The following is a 15,719-nucleotide window of genomic DNA, read 5'->3' as shown; positions in this document are numbered from 1 at the left end:
TAATCCTCCTTTACAGAAAAAGAAAGAAAAGAGGACTCATAAAAACGAATACATCGATGTGTAACCTTTTTTGGTTTACTTAACACTCAACAAAAACCTTTATGGAATCACCCCCATTGCAAGAGAAATCTCAAAACCACTTTGTGCAATTTTAAACTCATCTCTTATGATTGTCACCACCGAAATTGGGGGAAGATTACCCGGTGGTGGAGGAGGTCCTTTAGACTTGGATGTAAAGATGGTAGAATCATTATTAACGCTAGATCCTTCTAAAATTGCAAAACCCCAACTCCAAAAACTTTCAGAAGCGTTTGACAGCCTTTTACAGAGAGAAATTAGTTCTGTCTTCGAAGAACTCGGAGCTGAAACATCCGAAGAAGTGTCGCTCGATAAAGTCAAGCCAGATAGAAGAGAGCTTGACGAAGCGGTATTTGCGATTTTGGGCTTAACGGAAGCAGAGCAGTTGGAAGTTTACAAAGCGGTTGTGGATTTGGTGAGGTCGAGGATAGAGAAGGCGAAAAGCGTTTCGGGAAACAAGAACAAGAAGAAGAAATATTCAGAAGTTGATCTGCTTGTTAAAAGAGCGCTGGATTCTTTAGGCGGCGAAGACATCCTCAAAAACTTCTTTGATAGCATGGGGGAGTCCAAGAAGCTGATGTTACCGAAATTCAAACGAGAAGCACGGATTGAGAAGACCCTGACTGGCTGGCAACTGACAGATGGAAAAGAGCGGGTGTTCCTTGACGAGAGAAAACAAGCCAAGTATTGCGGGCTATTAGCATCACTAGGAATGGAGAGAATAAAAATACCGATAGATTTGAATGAGGCGAAGGTCACCGCACTCCAGAATATAGTAGTTTCTGTATTTCAGGCCCTTAATGAAACGTTAGAGACAATAACAACTAATAAGACGAGGGAAGCGGTTAAGGGTTTGGTCATCGGTAAGATTATAGCAAAGACGAACGAAAACAGTGCATTAATATCGCTCGATACTGATTAAATCCTGACATCCATACTTCCGCTCCGGTAGCCTTCGAGATCGAGCGTGACGTACGTGAACCCGAGTGCTTTTAGTTGCCGCGAGACTGCTTCGAGCAGCGTCATATCGCACAAGGTGTCCAGCTCCTCTTTCGCAACCTCGATCCTCGCCAGGCCACCACGATGCAGTCGAATCCTGAGTTGCTTTAGCCCTAAATCATTCTTCAAGAACACCTCTGCCGCTTCTATCATCGCCAGTTTCTCCTTCGTTAGCCGCTCGCCGTATTCGACTCGTGTCGCTAAGCAAGGCGAAGAGGGCTTATCCCAAAACGGGAGCTTGAGCTCTTTCGCTATCTGCCGCACCTCTGGCTTCGTTATGCCCGCTTCGGCAAGAGGGTGCCATAAACCACCCTCTTTGGCCGCGAGAAAACCTGGCCGGTATTCATCGAAGTCCGAGATGGTAACACCTTCCGCAATGGTTTTTATGCCCTCTTCAGTCGCAAGATCCTTTAAGAGCTTTGCATATTCCCGTTTGCAATAATAACAGCGGTCGTGCGGATTCTTAACGAAAGCCTCGTTCTGCTGCCATCGAAACGGCACGATCTTATGCGTGATTCCTGCGTTGGTCACGAAACGCTTCACCTGCTCCAAATCACGCTGTGGAAGGAGCTCACTGGCTATCGTTACCGCCAGCACGCGGTCTTTGCCCAATACGTCGTGGGCGATGTGCACCAATACGCCGCTATCAACACCGCCGGAGAACGCAACGAGTACCTTCCCTCTTTCTCTTAAGCTCCTTCTCAAATCCTCTAGCTTTGTTCGCACCGTGTGGTCGAGCATTTCAGATAGGTCAAAGCGTATGCTTTATATAGCAATGTGTAGCAACCTTTTAAAAAGATGAGAAAAATAGTAAACAAGCCGCAGGCGAAGCCCCTTGTGTTCTATGGACTGTTGCTTATACCAACCGTTTTTCTGTGCTGTACTGAGGGCTTTGGGAGAAATACGAGCTTCTTTATTGTCGTTCTTGCGATGCTGCTGACGAGCCTTATTGAGATCCCGATACAGACGGTACGAACCAGAAAGCCGGAGTATAGCGAGACCGAAGCGCGCTGTATCGGTGAACTGTATGGCGTAGCCGTCGCAGAGGAACTGCATGCCGACACTGAAAAGTGCTATAAGACGCACATAACGCTGAATCTGGGCGGTTTCATTATACCGCTCTTGTTCTCGATCTATCTGCTGCTCTCCTTCAATCAGCCCGGTGGCGAGGCACTACCACTACTGGAAGTGACCATGGCGACCATACTCATGACGCTCATTGTTTATATGGTGTCGGAAGTGAAAGGCGGCGTCGGCATCGTCATCCCGAACTATGTGGGCCTCTTTGCGATTCCACTGGGGTTTATTCTCGCGCCGTCTGAACTGCCACTCAGGCTTATAGCGGAGGTATTGATCTTTGTGCCCGCGGTCGTGGGGATCCTGCTAGGAATGCTGATCGCTTTGGTCACACTGCCCCGGGAAAAAGTAGGAAGCGCGTTCTTCAATCTCGGCGGCATTGGCAGTTTTTACACCATTTACCTCATCTCATTCCTGGCGCTCATACTAGGAAGCATCGCCTAATAAGGAAGGAGGACTGTGCGTACGTAACCAGATATGACAGAGAGGGCGAGTTAATATGCGGATAACGATACTCGGCGGCGCAGGCGGCATGGGGGCATGGTTCGCCCAATTTTTCAAGGATAACGACCTTGACGTGCGAATCGTGGGTCGAAGCGATAAAACAGAACTCGTAGCAAACAAACTCGGTGTTGCTTTTTCAACGATCGATCTGTTGACGACCGACCCGGGTACGCTCAAAGAGGAGTTTGCGGATACTGATATAGTGCTCGTCTCGGTGCCGATCGACGTGACGGAACGGGTGATCGAGCGCGTGGGGCCTGCACTGCATGCAGGCTCGCTGCTGATGGACGTAACCTCCGTGAAACGAGGGCCTGTGGCGATGATGGAGCGCTGTACGTCGAGTACCGTGGAAGTATTAGGGACGCACCCGTTATTCGGGCCTTCGACGAGGAGTTTACGCGGTATGCCGGTCGTATTCGTGCCCGTTCGTACGGGGCCGCTCTATGAGGCAGTCTACGAGCTTTTCAAGCGAAACGGCGCGAAGCTCGAGGTATTAACCGCCGAGGAGCACGATGAGACGATGACGATCATCCAGGGCCTGCCGCATTTTGTCCTCTTTTCCTTTGGCTTCGCGTTGAAGGATCTCGAGTTCGATGTCGACCGGGCACGGCACCTCATGGGGCCGATGTACGCGGTCGTGCTGGATTTCGTGGGCCGGCTCTTGCATCAAGATCCATACCTCTACGCGCAGATCCAGACGAATTTCGAGATGAACGGGGTACATAAGGCCTTTATAGCGAGTGCCACGAGGTTCGCCGAGCTGGTATCTGAAGGAAACGAGGCGGCAATCATCGAGGAGCTGCGAGCTGCGAAAGCGCATTTCGGTGATACCGCGAGCGCGATGCGCGATTCAGACAGGATAATCGAGGAGAAAGTGAAGCTCTCTTTAGAAAAGAACTCGCTGGAAAAGAGATAAAAGCAAAAAAGGGAAAAAGCTAGTCCCCTTCTTCATTTATCCCGTATTAAGTCATTCCAGCCTTATTGCCGGGATCCCTTCGTAATGGATGAACCGTTCACAGCCGTGAACTCGGCGCACGTGATCGTTCCCCCGGTGGCATTGAATTCTCTTTTATGGGCTATCTGCAGAGATGGGCCTGTGATGATGGTGTAATCGTTGGTTTCGCTTTATTTTCGATTGAACGTTTCCGAAACTGAGAAGTAATGTTAGTCGCCTTGGCCTCCTTCCCCACTAGCTGTTACATTCCACCAATACTGATCCATAACTTCACGTATTCGTGTCTTCACCAGTGCAAGCGCTGAAAAAGAAGTCAAAATAAGGAGGATTATGGACTTCCGGGCTCGTACCAATCCGGCAGCACAAAATCCGTCTCATTTACACTCCCAGGCCAGACGATCTTCGGCCTCGTTTCGCCTGCTGTCTCGTTCCAGATCAATTGCTGCATATACAGCTCGAACTTGCTCTCCCGGTAATCCGGCGAGAAGGTGATCACATCCTCCTTCATCAGCTCTATCAACTGAGGCATCTCAATTTCAGCCAGTGCTTCCCTGACCGCTGCTTTATCCACGGTGCCTGCATGCTCAATCGCTTCTGCTGCGATATAAACGCCCTCATAGGTGGATGCACCAACCATACCCGGTGCTGTACCCCATCGGGTCTCATAGTCTTCCCTGAAGTTCACCACTGCGGTATGGATCGGCCCCGTAGGAATCGCATAAGGACTGAATCTGCTCTCCTGTATCGTGTAGTCCCCCCAGCTCCCCACGCCGGTATAGTAGCCCGGCTCATCGTTATTCTCCATTGAGAGATACGTAATGTTCAACCCCACATCCCGCCGACCCTGGGTAACGATCTGACTCTGCTCGGTGACAAAGGCAGTAGGATAGAGCACATCGGGTCCCGCGGCCTTCAGTGTGGTTAGGACGGCTGTATAATTTGTCTCACCCACAGTGAATTTTTCCGCTGCAACTACTTCCATGCTGAGGTTGTGGTGTGCAATCGTCTTATTGATACCATCATAAACACTCTGGCCATATAGACTGTCCTGGTAGAGCACCGCCAGTCTCAGCGGTCGCTCGACTGAGAAATTGCATCGTGCATAGATCGCTGGTTTGATGATTTCGTCCACAAAGAGCAACGTTGAGTTCGGTAAATCATCGGTTGTCGGGCAGTGATGGAAGAGGTAGCTCGTATCAATATCTGTCCTTCTCGTGACAACCGGAGCAGAAGCCCCGGTGATGATGAAGGGCACGTGATAGTTTACCGCCACAACTGAATCAGCATACGTCACATTGCTGGAATAGCCGCCCACGAGGAGGTTAACCTTATCTTCCGTAATGAGCTTCGTTACGGCTTCGATACCGCCTTCTGCGCTCGAATCCGTATTGCCCTGAACGAGTCTGATCCTCCTAGGAACGCCATTGACGTTGACTCCGCCCATGGCGTTGATCTCCTCTGCCGCCAGTACCGCACCCCGCCACATATCAGTACCGGTTATGTTCATCCCACCCGTCAGGGGCGCCACGATGCCGATCTTTATCTCTTCCACTTCTAACCTTATCGCGGGTATCCAGTCATAATGTTCCTTCCCGTTCGCATCCACGAACTCCGTGCAGTTGATCCAGCCGTGGGCCGTTTCTCGGGTTCTCTCATGGACGATCTGCGGATACGAGCCGGTGATGATGGTGTAATTGTACGTGGTGCCCGCAGAGAGGATAAACGGCTCATCAAAGGTTAGATTGCACCAGTCGCCGGTGTAACCGTTCCACGTTGCCGTTACGTTCCAGCCGGTGATGTTCCAGATTCTTACGTATTCAGTATGGCCGCCTGTCCCGGGACAGGAGTAGGTGTAGAGTTTGCTAACGTTAATATCGTATGAGGGTGTGATGGTGCCGTTATGCGTGCCGGAGATGCTCGGGTACGTACCCTGGCCGGTGTCAAAGATGGGTGCCGCAGGTTTTACCAGTGGCAGCCAATCCCCGCCATTTTGTATGTTCCCTGAAGAATTGTACGGAAGCATAGTATCACCGAATCCATCTCCGTTGGTATAGCTTCCGGCGTAATCGCTCCAGTAGTTCCCGCCGAGATACGGTCCGCCTATGATGTTTGGTCCTGTGCTGTTGGTGAGGTTCCAGAGGTTAGTGCCGTTATCCCAAGCGTTTTTTGTATTCTCGAAATAGTTGTTGTAGACCGTGTTATTGCTTGACGAGTAGAGATAGATGCCCCACCAGCTGTAGCGTACCTGATTAGCGCTAACCTCGTTGTTGTTTGAGAGGGTGATAAGGAAGCCATTGGTATTGTTGAAGAAGGTATTACCGTAAAGGGTATTATTGCTACTCGAAAGGCGGAGGTTGATGGCACTATAGCTGTTGTTGTAAGCAGTATTGCCGGAGATAGTATTGTTGCTCGAAGCGTCGATGAGGATGCCGTCGCCGTTGTAGCGTACCTGATTAGCGATAATCTCGTTATTGTTTGATGAATGGAAATAGATGCCCGTGATTTGGTTGAATAGGTCGTTATCATAAAGGGTGTTGCAGTTACTCGAAGAACCGAGGGAGATGCCGTAGCTGTTGTTGTAGACATAATTACTGGTAATAGTATTGTTGCTCGAAGAGTCGAGGGAGATACCCACACCATTGTTGTAGACATAATTACTGGTAATAGTATTGTTGCTCGAAGATTGGAGGGAGATGCCGTTACTATTGTTAGAGGCACTGTTTTCTGAGAGGGTGTTATATGCTCCATCTATTATTTGCACTCCGTACCACGGAAAACGGAGAATATGTAGCCCTTTGACTACATTATGGTCTGAATGGATACTTAAGCCACTTCCAGACGAGATGTCCACTCCGTCCAGGATTACCCCTGCACTGCTCGCGTCGATTGTAATGTTCCCCGGGCTAAGTTCGGGGAGCTCGCTAGCAAGACGTATAGTCGCAGGGCTTGCTGGAAGAAAAATTGCTGGATCGAAGGTAATGGTGTCACCGCTACTCGCCTCGAGCATGGCTTGGCGGAGGGTGCCCGGGCCGCCATCGGCAACTTTGATAACATAATGCGTTGTTGCTGCGGACGCGCACCCTATACTCACGTTCAAGGCCACAAGCGCGATCATGACGATAAAGATCGCGAACTCCCAATCTCTTCTTCCTTTAATTTTCATCTTTCCTCTCCACCTTCAACCTTGTTAATCCTGATACGTCTGACTGAACAATCAGAACGATAAGGGTAGATTTAAGCTTTGCGGTCACTGTTTCACTGGAGTTCCCTTGAGTCTTTTTGTAAAAGTGCTTTGCTGTGAAGAAGAGAGTTAAAGTCAAAGCAGTTAGGGCATTTCAAATATAGAAAAGCGAAGAAACTCCGGACGAGCTTATCGAAACGCTTATATATACCCTTCACCTCTTGGAATATATAGTAGGAGGTGGAAAAGAAATGTGGTTAGAACTGTTGGCGTTTATTGTCGGATTGGTGTACGGCTACGCGAACCCGGGTAAGGAAGATCGCATGGCGCTGCTCAAGAAAGGGACGATCTACGGCGTCATTCTCGGCATCGTCTTCGGACTCATCGCGTTCTTCGTGGGCAGTTATCTCGGGGGTCTCGGCGGCGGGCTCGTCCTCTTCGCCGGGAGCGTCATTGGCATCTTCATCAGCGTCGTCATCCTGGTGATCATCTTCATCATCGGCACCTTCATCGGCGACTTCCTGGAAAGCTCGCTCAAGAAATAGTTACGAACCCGGTAAGTAGAGAGAGGCACGAGAAGCTCGGTGACCACCGAGCTGCCTGCCTGCTGGAGAGTGCGTGAGTGAGCAAGAGCAGCGACTACAGGTAGAAGTAGTGCGTGCTCTATATTCAGGGACGCAGAGTACCGCTGCGGGTTCTGTCTAGGACTGCTTCTTTTTAGTTCTCGTCGATTTTATTAGAAAATAATTTTCCTTGCATAAATCTTTAAATACCTACCTGAATACATTGGGTACAGGAGGTTTAATTGACACACTAAAAAATGAAACCGATAAAGATTTTTATGCTGCTCATCGTCCTCGCGGCGATGGCAGCCGGTACGGGCATGGTCAGCGGCATGCCCTTCGACGGCTTCTCCGACGTCGACATCACCGACCACACCGGGGAAGCTTGCTTCGGAAAGGCAGTAGCGAATGCTGGTGATCTGAACGGCGACGGCTATACCGATCTCGTCATTGGCACATTCGATGGTGCTAACAAAGCGTTCGTCTACTTCGGCGGGCCCTTATTCGATGGCACCTCGGACGTGAATATCACCGACCACACCGGAGAAGGGAACTTCGGTGAGTCAGTAGCGAACGCCGGTGATCTGAATAGGGACGGTTATGCCGATCTCGTCATTGGCGCAAATACGAACAAGGCCTTCGTGTACTTCGGCGGGCCCTCATTCGATGGCCTCTCTGACGTGAATATCACCGACCATACCGACGAAATGGGCTTCGGTGAGTCAGTAGCGAACGCCGGTGATCTGAACGGCGACAGCATTACCGACCTCGTCATTGGCACAGGCTATACGAACAAGACCTTTGTCTATTTTGGTGGGTCCGGCTTCGACGGCGTCGACGGCTTCTCTAACGTTACCATTGACGACCACCCCACAGAAAATGGCTTCGGTGGATCTGTAGCGAACGCGGGTGATCTGAACGCCGACGGCTACGCCGACCTCGTCATCGGGACATGGGGATTAACGCGAAAAGCATTCGTCTACTTTGGCGGGCCCGACTTCGACGGCCTCTCGGATGTCAACATCACCGACCACATCGGGGAAGACGACTTCGGTTGTTCGGTAGCGAATGCCGGTGATCTGAACAATGACGGCTACGCCGACCTCATCATTGGCGCATGGGGCGCGGCCAAAGCCTTCGTTTACTTCGGCGGGCCCTCATTCGATGGCTTCTCTGACGTAAACATCACCGACCATACCGACGAATGGGACTTGATGGTTTACTTCGGTGTTTCAGTAGCGAATGCCGGTGATCTGAACAACGACGGCTATGCCGACCTCGTCATCGGGACACTCGGTCACGGCCGAAGCAAAGCCTACGTCTATTACGGCGGCCCAGGCTTCGACGGCACCTCGGACCTGAGCATCACCGACCATATCGGTGCATGGCACTTCGGTTATGCAGTAGCGAATGCCGGTGATCTGAACGGCGACGGCTACACCGACCTCGTCATTGGTGGCTTACGCGGGGATAAAAAAGCCTTCGTCTATTACGGTGTTGAGTATCCATTAAAGTACCTGCCGCAGCCGACCATTGTGACGCTGCAGGGCAAGCTGACGGATACTGCGGGCAATCCGATCCAGACAGGGAGCTTGAAGGTGACGATCAACGACACGCTGGGGAACCCGGTCTGGCAGAGCATTTTTGACGACTGCTTATTCGACGGCGTCTTCAACATCCCGCTCGGCGCGGTCCAGGAGCTGCGGTTGATTCCCGGCAATATGTATCAGATGGTGATCGAGATCGATGTGGATTCGGCGACCTTTGCGGCGGCAGACGTGACCTTTGGCGACAATGTGCCGGCTGGCGACGTGATCAAGTTTACCGCGTAAGCGGCGTAAGGTACGAGAAGAGAAGGGAAGAGAAGAGAAGGGAAGGGAGATGACGACGAAGCACCGCATGCCGGTCATTGTAGCACTCATCGCCGTGATGACGTACAGCGGAGGCTGTATTACGGACGACGGCTCGCCTTCATCAGCGGAGCACGAAGGACTGCAAGGAGCAGCGCAGGCTGTAGAGGATGAAGTGCTCGCCATCGCCGCGCAGGAGCCGGAGGTGAGCGCGTTCATCGCCGAGAATCCTGAGTATCACTACGAGATCACGGCCTTACCGCCTGCGAACCTCACGGAACTAGCGCAGACGTATCCGGTGATCTACAGCAACCTACCGAACACGACATTGTACCAGATCGACTACACGGATGGTCGAGGACTGCTCGTGATCGTGGATCTGGAGAACGAAACGGTCGTGCGGTACTTCAGAACCGCGGGGGTGAGTCTGGAATGAAGAGAGAACGGATCGGAATACTCCTCGGTATAGTCGCGCTGGTAACCGTACTGGTAGCGAACGCCGCAGCCTATTCGGGCTCTGAAGACGGCTATCACGTCAAGCTGGTGGTGCCGCAGGAGCACACGGATACCTCGCCTGAGGACGATTATAACATGACCTTCATCGCGAGCACGCAAACGGCAGGACTCCTGGGTACGGAAGGGGGCTACAATATCAATATCAACCTGTATACCAACGGTGTGGGTGGCGCGTATAACGAAAGTGGTATGAGACTGTATCTCGTGCCCGAGCAGGCGTTCATCTCGCACTGGTGCGATATACCCGCAAACGACCCCCTATGTTTCTGGGAGCGGCTCCGAGGAGCAGCCAAGGCCCCTGTATTCACGTTCATCGGCTCAATCGCATTGATTGGTATACTGAGCGTACTACTGGGAATAACAACACGCAAGAAGCGGAAGAAGTGATTTTGCCCCTATTTTTGATAACGGCACGCATAAATAAGGGAGCAGAAAGAAATTAAAGGGGGAAATCTCAACAGATACACTAGACCATGCCAAGCATTGGGCTCCACCTCGCCGTTACACTCTTCTTCCTCGCTGCCGTCCTGAAAGAGGACGAGTTCAAGCCTGCACTGTTCCTGCTCCCGTTCGGGCTCATCAGCGACCTCGATTCGTTCATCGGCGTGCATCGGGCGACACTGCACAACCTGTTTATTCTTTTGGTTCCGCTGCTCGTTCTGGTCGCCTACAAAAGGTTAAAGGGCAGCACGATACCGGACCGCTATTTCGCTTTCGCATCGCTGCTCTTGGTATCCCACATCGCTTTAGATGCGTTTTACAACGGTGTGTTTCTCTTCTATCCCGTCATCGAGAAGAGCTATAACCCTGAATTCTGGTTCGGCTTGACGGAGACGGGCTTACACGTAATCTTCACGTGGATCGTGCCGGGCAACGTTGGTGAACTCCTGTATGTCATTGCGCCCCAACCGGCAGTGCCCGAAATCCCGATCATCGGCAGTGGGATCGAGCTCGTCATTCTGCTCTTCGCCGTGCTCACGTTCGTTTTGAAATACAAAGCGCAGATTGTTCCAATCCAAGATTTTTATACGAGAAACCGCAGATAAGAAAATAGCCCGGTAGTGTAGCGGTCAATCATCCGAGGCTCTGGACCTCGTGACGTCGGTTCGAATCCGTCCCGGGCTATCTATTCTAATCCAGTCGGATAGCAAAGAATGCCGATACGCACGAGCGAAACGGAACTGAAGCATCTGGTGATAGCGTGGCTTGCGATAGCCTTTGCCTTCACCCTTATTCTTCGTCGCTGGTACCCGCTCAGTCTGTTTTCCATATTCGTCATCTCCGCGGTTACCGTTGGCTTTGCCTTTATCTTCCACGAACTCGCGCATAAAGTGGTCGCGCAACGCTACGGCGCGTGGTCTGAATTCAGAATGGCGCCGCATATGCTACTCCTGGCGATAGCCACAGCGTTTCTCGGCTTTATCTTCGTTGCGCCAGGCGCGGTGATGATCTTCAATCCGTATCTCACGCGAGAGGAGAACGGGAAGATAGCGGTAGCAGGGCCGATGATTAACGTGCTCTTAGCGTTCCTCTTCTTCGCGCTCTACAGCCTCGTTCCGTACGGCATAGTCGGCTTGATCGGCACGTTCGGCATGACGATCAATGCCTGGCTTGCCGTCTTTAATCTCATTCCAATCAGCGTCCTAGACGGTCGGAAAGTGTTAGCATGGGATAAGCGCGTCTACGGCGTTGCGGTGGGCATTGCGCTTAGTACGCTGGTTGTGAGTATGATCTTCACCTGAGGCTGATATGAGAAATGACAACAAGAGAGGACGCTACTGGAACGCAAGAACGATTGGTCGATGATTACGGCAGGGCGATACGGAGCTTGCGGTTCTCGCTGACGAGCCGGTGCTGCTATAACTGCATTTATTGCCATCACGAGGGCGAGGGACGGGAGAGGCACGGGAAGAAAGAAATCAGCGCCGAGATGGTAATCGCGATCGCTCGTGTTGCGTCCACGCATTTCGGGATACGAAAGGTAAAAATAACCGGTGGCGAGCCGTTGATGCGTACGGACCTCGCGGAGATCGTGCAGGGCATGCGCGCGTTTGAAGATGACATCTCGATAACGACCAACGGCGTCTTCCTGCAGGACTATGCGGCCGACCTCGCTGAGGCGGGCCTCGATAGGGTGAACGTCAGTTTGGATTCGCTTAAAGCGGACCGATACGATTTCGTTACGCGAACAAGCAACAACCTCCCTCAGGTGATTGAGGGCGTTTACAGCGCGATTGATGCGGGCCTCACGCCGATCAAGCTGAATATGGTCGTTTTGAAGGGTATAAATGACGATGAGCTCGTGGATATGATGCGGTTCGTCGGTGCGTGTAACAAACGGGGCGGTAGCGGCGCGGCGATCCTGCAGCCCATCGAGTTGATTCCCTCGTTTGACTCGCCTCTGCAGCAGTACAAGGCGGACTTCGGTAAAGTCGAGGACGAACTCAAATCGAAGGCGTCTGCGGTGAAGACGCGACGGCTGCAGCGCAGGAAGAAGTATTTCGTCGACGGTGTGGAGGTAGAGGTCGTGCACCCGATCGATAACACGGAGTTCTGTGCCAACTGCTCGCGGTTACGAATAACGTCTGATGGCAAGCTCAAAGGCTGTTTGCTGCGAGACGATAATCTCGTTCCCGTGGAGCGGACGGACGACGAGCACATACTCAACCAGTTGCGGTTGGCGATGAAGTATCGAGAGCCGTTCTTTCGGTAAAAAGTAGTGTAGTAGAATAGGAGATAACAAAAATGGGAGAAGACGTAGACCTGGTAATAGTGGTGGATGGAGAGGAGATGGATGTGAATGTGTTCGTACAGAACATTATAGGGCGAGCGATTGTCGGTTCGGTGTGTGTGTTAAAGGGCGTAAAAGAGGACTGGGACGAAATAGCAGTAACGGTAAAACGGGCGAAATAAGAGAATAAGATTCGTTTTTCTTTCGTTTTCAGAATTCATAGCCTCGACGTAACGCGACGCAGCGGCCTAAAGACGAAGCTAAATTTATCTTTCCCTCTTTGGGTTATAAGCACATGGTAAAACGAGCAGAGTTAAAGCACGATCGGTTTTACAAGGAGGCGAAAACAGTGGGATACCGGTCGCGGTCCGCATTCAAACTGCTGCAGATATCCAAGAAGTTCACGCTCATCAAGTCGGGTGACGTTGTCGTGGATCTCGGCGCAGCACCAGGCGGCTGGTCACAAATCGCACGCGAGTTGGTTGGTGAGCACGGTTTGGTTGTGAGCGTGGATCTGCTGTCGATGGCACCTATAGCGGGTGTTGTGGTACTGAAGGGAGACATCACCAACGAAGAGACAATCTCGACTATACACGAGGCGCTCGCATCGCACGAGCGAAAAGCGGTAGACGTCGTGATCTCAGACGTAGCGCCGCAGTTGTCGGGTAACAAAGAGTTAGACCAGTATCGATCGTGTGAATTGAGCACGGCCGCTCTCAATGTTGCTACTGCGTTGGTAAAGAACAATGGGAATTTCGTCACGAAGATCTTCCAGGGCGAGTACTACCCCGAATTTTATAAGAGCGTGAAGGAGAAGTTCCGTTCCGTAAAAGCGTATGCACCCGAAGCCTCACGCAAAAGGAGTGCAGAGGTTTATGTGGTGGGGAAGGGGTACAAACAACGCCTGAACTCATCGTGAGGTAAAGAAGCATGGCGTGATTTCCAGCAAAGTTACTGATTAGACGACGAAATCCCTTTATTTTACCGCGTATCACACCCACCAAAGTAGACGCTTTTAAACCATTTATTTGATTTGAGAAGAAGAAAGTTATTGCGATGAAGAGCCGCAGCCATACTAAGCACTTCCTGAGAAGCGGGATTCCCTGTGTGACCCATAGATGCGTACGGTGCTGCATCGAAACGAGCATGCCGCTTTCGGTCTTTGACGTAACGAAGATCGTGAAGCGGGGCTATGATCCGAGCGATTTTACGATTAAAGCCGACGGGGGACGGCAGCTCAAGAACCTTGCAGGACGATGCGTCTTCCTCTCAGCGGACGGTTGCAGGATATATCAGTATAGACCAGAAGGCTGCCAGTTATACCCGTTAATTTACGATGAAACGCGCCGTAAAGCTGTAATGGACCATCTCTGTCCCTACGCCGCTGAATTTGACGTTACGAAGGAGGATATCACAAAACTGAAGCACCTCCTTAGACGATTAGGGATGTAAAGGAAGTTTTCCTTTGCCATTCCCCCTCATCATCGTTTCTCTGGTCGCTTCAAATCTCTCTCTCCTTCTCTCAATTCAAGAGCACAATGGCGAGGTTCAACGCAGCGGCAATGGTCACCCAAAGGATATAGGGGATGAGGAGTAATCCTGCAGGTTTCGAGAGTGGCAAGAATTTTAAGATGGTCGCTGCGATCGCAATCCAGAGCATCAGAATGACACTAAGCCCGGCAAGCGGTGATCTGAGCCCGAAGAACGCAATCGACCAGAAAGCGTTGAGGAATAGCTGAACACCGAAGATCGCAAGTGCAATTTGCACGGGACGATCCTGAACGTCGAGCCGCCAGACGAGGAAGAGCGAAATACCCATGAGTGTGTACAACGTCAGCCACACGGGCGCAAAGAGCCAATTGGGCGGCGTGAAAAAGGGCTTATTGAGCGTGACGTACCAGGTTTGGACCGAGGCACTCGTTGCGACTGATCCAATCATACCGGCAAGCTGGCAGACGACGATGCTTGCGATCACTTTCAGAATATCTTTCACGTCCATCTCTACATCAACTCCACACACAATTATGAATGATAAAGGGCGTGATTACAGATAAAAGTATCTGCTATCGGGTTATTTTTCTGGCATGGTGAGCGCGTAACGATAGAACGGTGAAAGGAAAAGTTTCTATCCGTAAAAGCGTATGCACCGGAAGCGTCCCACAAAAGGAGGGCGGAGGTTCATGTGGGGGAATGGGGTATAAAGGATAGGTTCGTTAAATCATCTATAGCGCTATTCATCTATTGCTTCTCTTTTGGCTTCGATCATCGTTTGATGCTCTGAAAATCAAAGAATATGTATAATTGGCAGTTAGGGGAGAGTTTAAAATTAACCGAAGGTTTTATATATGGCCCCTTTCTTTTATAATGAACGGGAGGCTTTGAAGTATGCTTATGGCATCAAAAAGAGAGATATACTATGTTGATGTTTGATATACCATTATCAAGTGGAATCTCAGAAAAAAAGATTGCATGTTTGGAATTGGCGAGGTGATCTATTGAGGATCCTAATTGATACAAATGTCTTCGTATACGGAGAATCCAACGAAATAGTTCGATCGGATGTAGCGAAGCTCCATTCTATTGCCATGGAGCATGACATAAAACTGCTGGTACATCGTGCGTCACTTGAAGATATTAGGAGGGATTCAAACGAGCACAGAAGAATTGTTCACGAGTCGAAATTTGAAAAATATCCAATTCTCGATGATCTTAGGAATCCAGACGACAATTTCATGCACGTAGTTGGTGAGGCCCAGAGGCATCAAGATGAAATCGATAATAAGATACTCTATTCCATCTACAGGAATGCCGCCAGCTTTCTTGTCACTGAAGATCGGAGGCTCCACAAAAAGGCCCTAAAGTTAGGCTTGGATCAGAGAGTTCTTACAGTATCCCAGATTGTGGGGTATTTACTAAAGCAAGTTGAAAGGTACTTTCCCGAGCATCTTCGATTGGAACATTTGGCAATCCATAATTTGGACCTACGATCGGAGTTTTTTGATAGTATCCGGGAGGATTATCCTGATTTTGATGATTGGTTTATTGAGAAGAGCAGAGAGGGACGAATGTGCTGGTGTTGGAGGAGCACCAAAAAGAAGCTGAACGCTCTGCTCATTTACACAGAGAAGAATAAGCAACTATTGAGGGGATTTCCTGAGAAAGCGTTAAAGATTTGTACTTTTGTTAAGTAAACCAAAAAAGGTTACACATCGATGTATTCGTTTTTATGAGTCCTCTTTTCTTTCTTTTTCTGTAAAGGAGGATT

General features: G+C 50.5%; 17 protein-coding genes and 1 tRNA gene. 15 read left to right on the top strand and 3 right to left on the bottom strand.

Going from position 1 to position 15,719, the window contains the following annotated elements:
* The first annotated feature begins 166 nt into the window (after nucleotides 1-166).
* A complete protein-coding gene (locus JW878_08045) occupies nucleotides 167-1,000 on the top strand; it encodes a hypothetical protein (protein ID MBN1763006.1) in 834 nt (277 codons plus the stop codon).
* On the opposite strand, the gene larE is transcribed toward JW878_08045, so the two are convergent.
* Nucleotides 997-1,818, bottom strand: a complete 822-nt coding sequence (larE, locus tag JW878_08040; GenBank protein MBN1763005.1) for an ATP-dependent sacrificial sulfur transferase LarE — start codon at nucleotides 1,816-1,818, stop codon at nucleotides 997-999. The genes JW878_08045 and larE overlap by 4 nt on opposite strands.
* Before the next feature lie 57 nt (nucleotides 1,819-1,875).
* Here larE and JW878_08035 point away from each other — a divergent pair, with 57 nt between their 5' ends.
* Nucleotides 1,876-2,598, top strand: a complete 723-nt coding sequence (locus JW878_08035; GenBank protein ID MBN1763004.1) for a DUF1614 domain-containing protein — start codon at nucleotides 1,876-1,878, stop codon at nucleotides 2,596-2,598.
* A gap of 55 nt (nucleotides 2,599-2,653) precedes the next feature.
* Nucleotides 2,654-3,574: a prephenate dehydrogenase/arogenate dehydrogenase family protein gene (locus JW878_08030; GenBank protein MBN1763003.1), complete on the top strand. Its 921-nt coding sequence runs from the start codon at nucleotides 2,654-2,656 to the stop codon at nucleotides 3,572-3,574.
* A 367-nt stretch (nucleotides 3,575-3,941) separates the two neighbouring features.
* Here JW878_08030 and JW878_08025 read toward each other — a convergent pair whose 3' ends face one another.
* On the bottom strand, nucleotides 3,942-6,776 hold the full coding sequence (locus tag JW878_08025) for an ABC transporter substrate-binding protein (GenBank protein MBN1763002.1): 2,835 nt from the start codon (nucleotides 6,774-6,776) through the stop codon (nucleotides 3,942-3,944).
* Nucleotides 6,777-7,045: 269 nt separating this feature from the next.
* On the opposite strand from JW878_08025, the gene JW878_08020 reads away from it, so the two are divergent.
* From JW878_08020 to JW878_07970, 11 genes are all read left to right on the top strand, one after another.
* A complete protein-coding gene (locus JW878_08020; protein MBN1763001.1) occupies nucleotides 7,046-7,339 on the top strand; it encodes a hypothetical protein in 294 nt (97 codons plus the stop codon).
* Between the two features lie 275 nt (nucleotides 7,340-7,614).
* Nucleotides 7,615-9,189, top strand: coding sequence for an FG-GAP repeat protein (locus tag JW878_08015; GenBank protein ID MBN1763000.1), 1,575 nt, complete (start codon nucleotides 7,615-7,617; stop codon nucleotides 9,187-9,189).
* A gap of 49 nt (nucleotides 9,190-9,238) precedes the next feature.
* Nucleotides 9,239-9,643, top strand: coding sequence for a hypothetical protein (locus JW878_08010; protein ID MBN1762999.1), 405 nt, complete (start codon nucleotides 9,239-9,241; stop codon nucleotides 9,641-9,643).
* The gene (locus JW878_08005) at nucleotides 9,640-10,110 is read left to right on the top strand and encodes a hypothetical protein (GenBank protein ID MBN1762998.1); all 471 of its coding nucleotides are present in this window, start codon (nucleotides 9,640-9,642) and stop codon (nucleotides 10,108-10,110) included. Before JW878_08010 ends, JW878_08005 begins: the two co-directional genes overlap by 4 nt.
* An 86-nt stretch (nucleotides 10,111-10,196) precedes the next feature.
* The gene (locus tag JW878_08000) at nucleotides 10,197-10,769 is read left to right on the top strand and encodes a hypothetical protein (protein ID MBN1762997.1); all 573 of its coding nucleotides are present in this window, start codon (nucleotides 10,197-10,199) and stop codon (nucleotides 10,767-10,769) included.
* 6 nt (nucleotides 10,770-10,775) lie between these two features.
* Nucleotides 10,776-10,848: transfer RNA gene (locus JW878_07995), tRNA-Gln, on the top strand.
* 29 nt (nucleotides 10,849-10,877) lie between these two features.
* The gene (locus JW878_07990; GenBank protein ID MBN1762996.1) at nucleotides 10,878-11,465 is read left to right on the top strand and encodes a site-2 protease family protein; all 588 of its coding nucleotides are present in this window, start codon (nucleotides 10,878-10,880) and stop codon (nucleotides 11,463-11,465) included.
* Nucleotides 11,466-11,479: 14 nt separating this feature from the next.
* The gene (moaA, locus tag JW878_07985; protein MBN1762995.1) at nucleotides 11,480-12,436 is read left to right on the top strand and encodes a GTP 3',8-cyclase MoaA; all 957 of its coding nucleotides are present in this window, start codon (nucleotides 11,480-11,482) and stop codon (nucleotides 12,434-12,436) included.
* Nucleotides 12,437-12,468: 32 nt separating this feature from the next.
* Complete coding sequence (locus tag JW878_07980; protein MBN1762994.1) at nucleotides 12,469-12,636, top strand: hypothetical protein; 168 nt, start codon at nucleotides 12,469-12,471, stop codon at nucleotides 12,634-12,636.
* A 113-nt stretch (nucleotides 12,637-12,749) separates the two neighbouring features.
* Nucleotides 12,750-13,373, top strand: coding sequence for an RlmE family RNA methyltransferase (locus JW878_07975; protein ID MBN1762993.1), 624 nt, complete (start codon nucleotides 12,750-12,752; stop codon nucleotides 13,371-13,373).
* 137 nt (nucleotides 13,374-13,510) lie between these two features.
* Nucleotides 13,511-13,906: a YkgJ family cysteine cluster protein gene (locus JW878_07970; protein ID MBN1762992.1), complete on the top strand. Its 396-nt coding sequence runs from the start codon at nucleotides 13,511-13,513 to the stop codon at nucleotides 13,904-13,906.
* A 70-nt stretch (nucleotides 13,907-13,976) separates the two neighbouring features.
* Here the strand turns inward: JW878_07970 and JW878_07965 are convergent, their stop codons facing one another.
* Nucleotides 13,977-14,453, bottom strand: coding sequence for a tryptophan-rich sensory protein (locus JW878_07965; GenBank protein MBN1762991.1), 477 nt, complete (start codon nucleotides 14,451-14,453; stop codon nucleotides 13,977-13,979).
* A gap of 496 nt (nucleotides 14,454-14,949) precedes the next feature.
* Between JW878_07965 and JW878_07960 the strand changes: the two genes are divergently transcribed.
* Entirely contained in the window at nucleotides 14,950-15,645 is a 696-nt protein-coding gene (locus JW878_07960) for a PIN domain-containing protein (GenBank protein ID MBN1762990.1), read from the top strand.
* Nucleotides 15,646-15,719: the final 74 nt, after the last annotated feature.

It is taken from the genome of Methanomicrobia archaeon, assembly GCA_016930255.1.
Taxonomy (GTDB): domain Archaea; phylum Halobacteriota; class Syntropharchaeia; order Alkanophagales; family Methanospirareceae; genus JACGMN01.
This window is presented reverse-complemented; position numbering and strand designations above follow the sequence as displayed.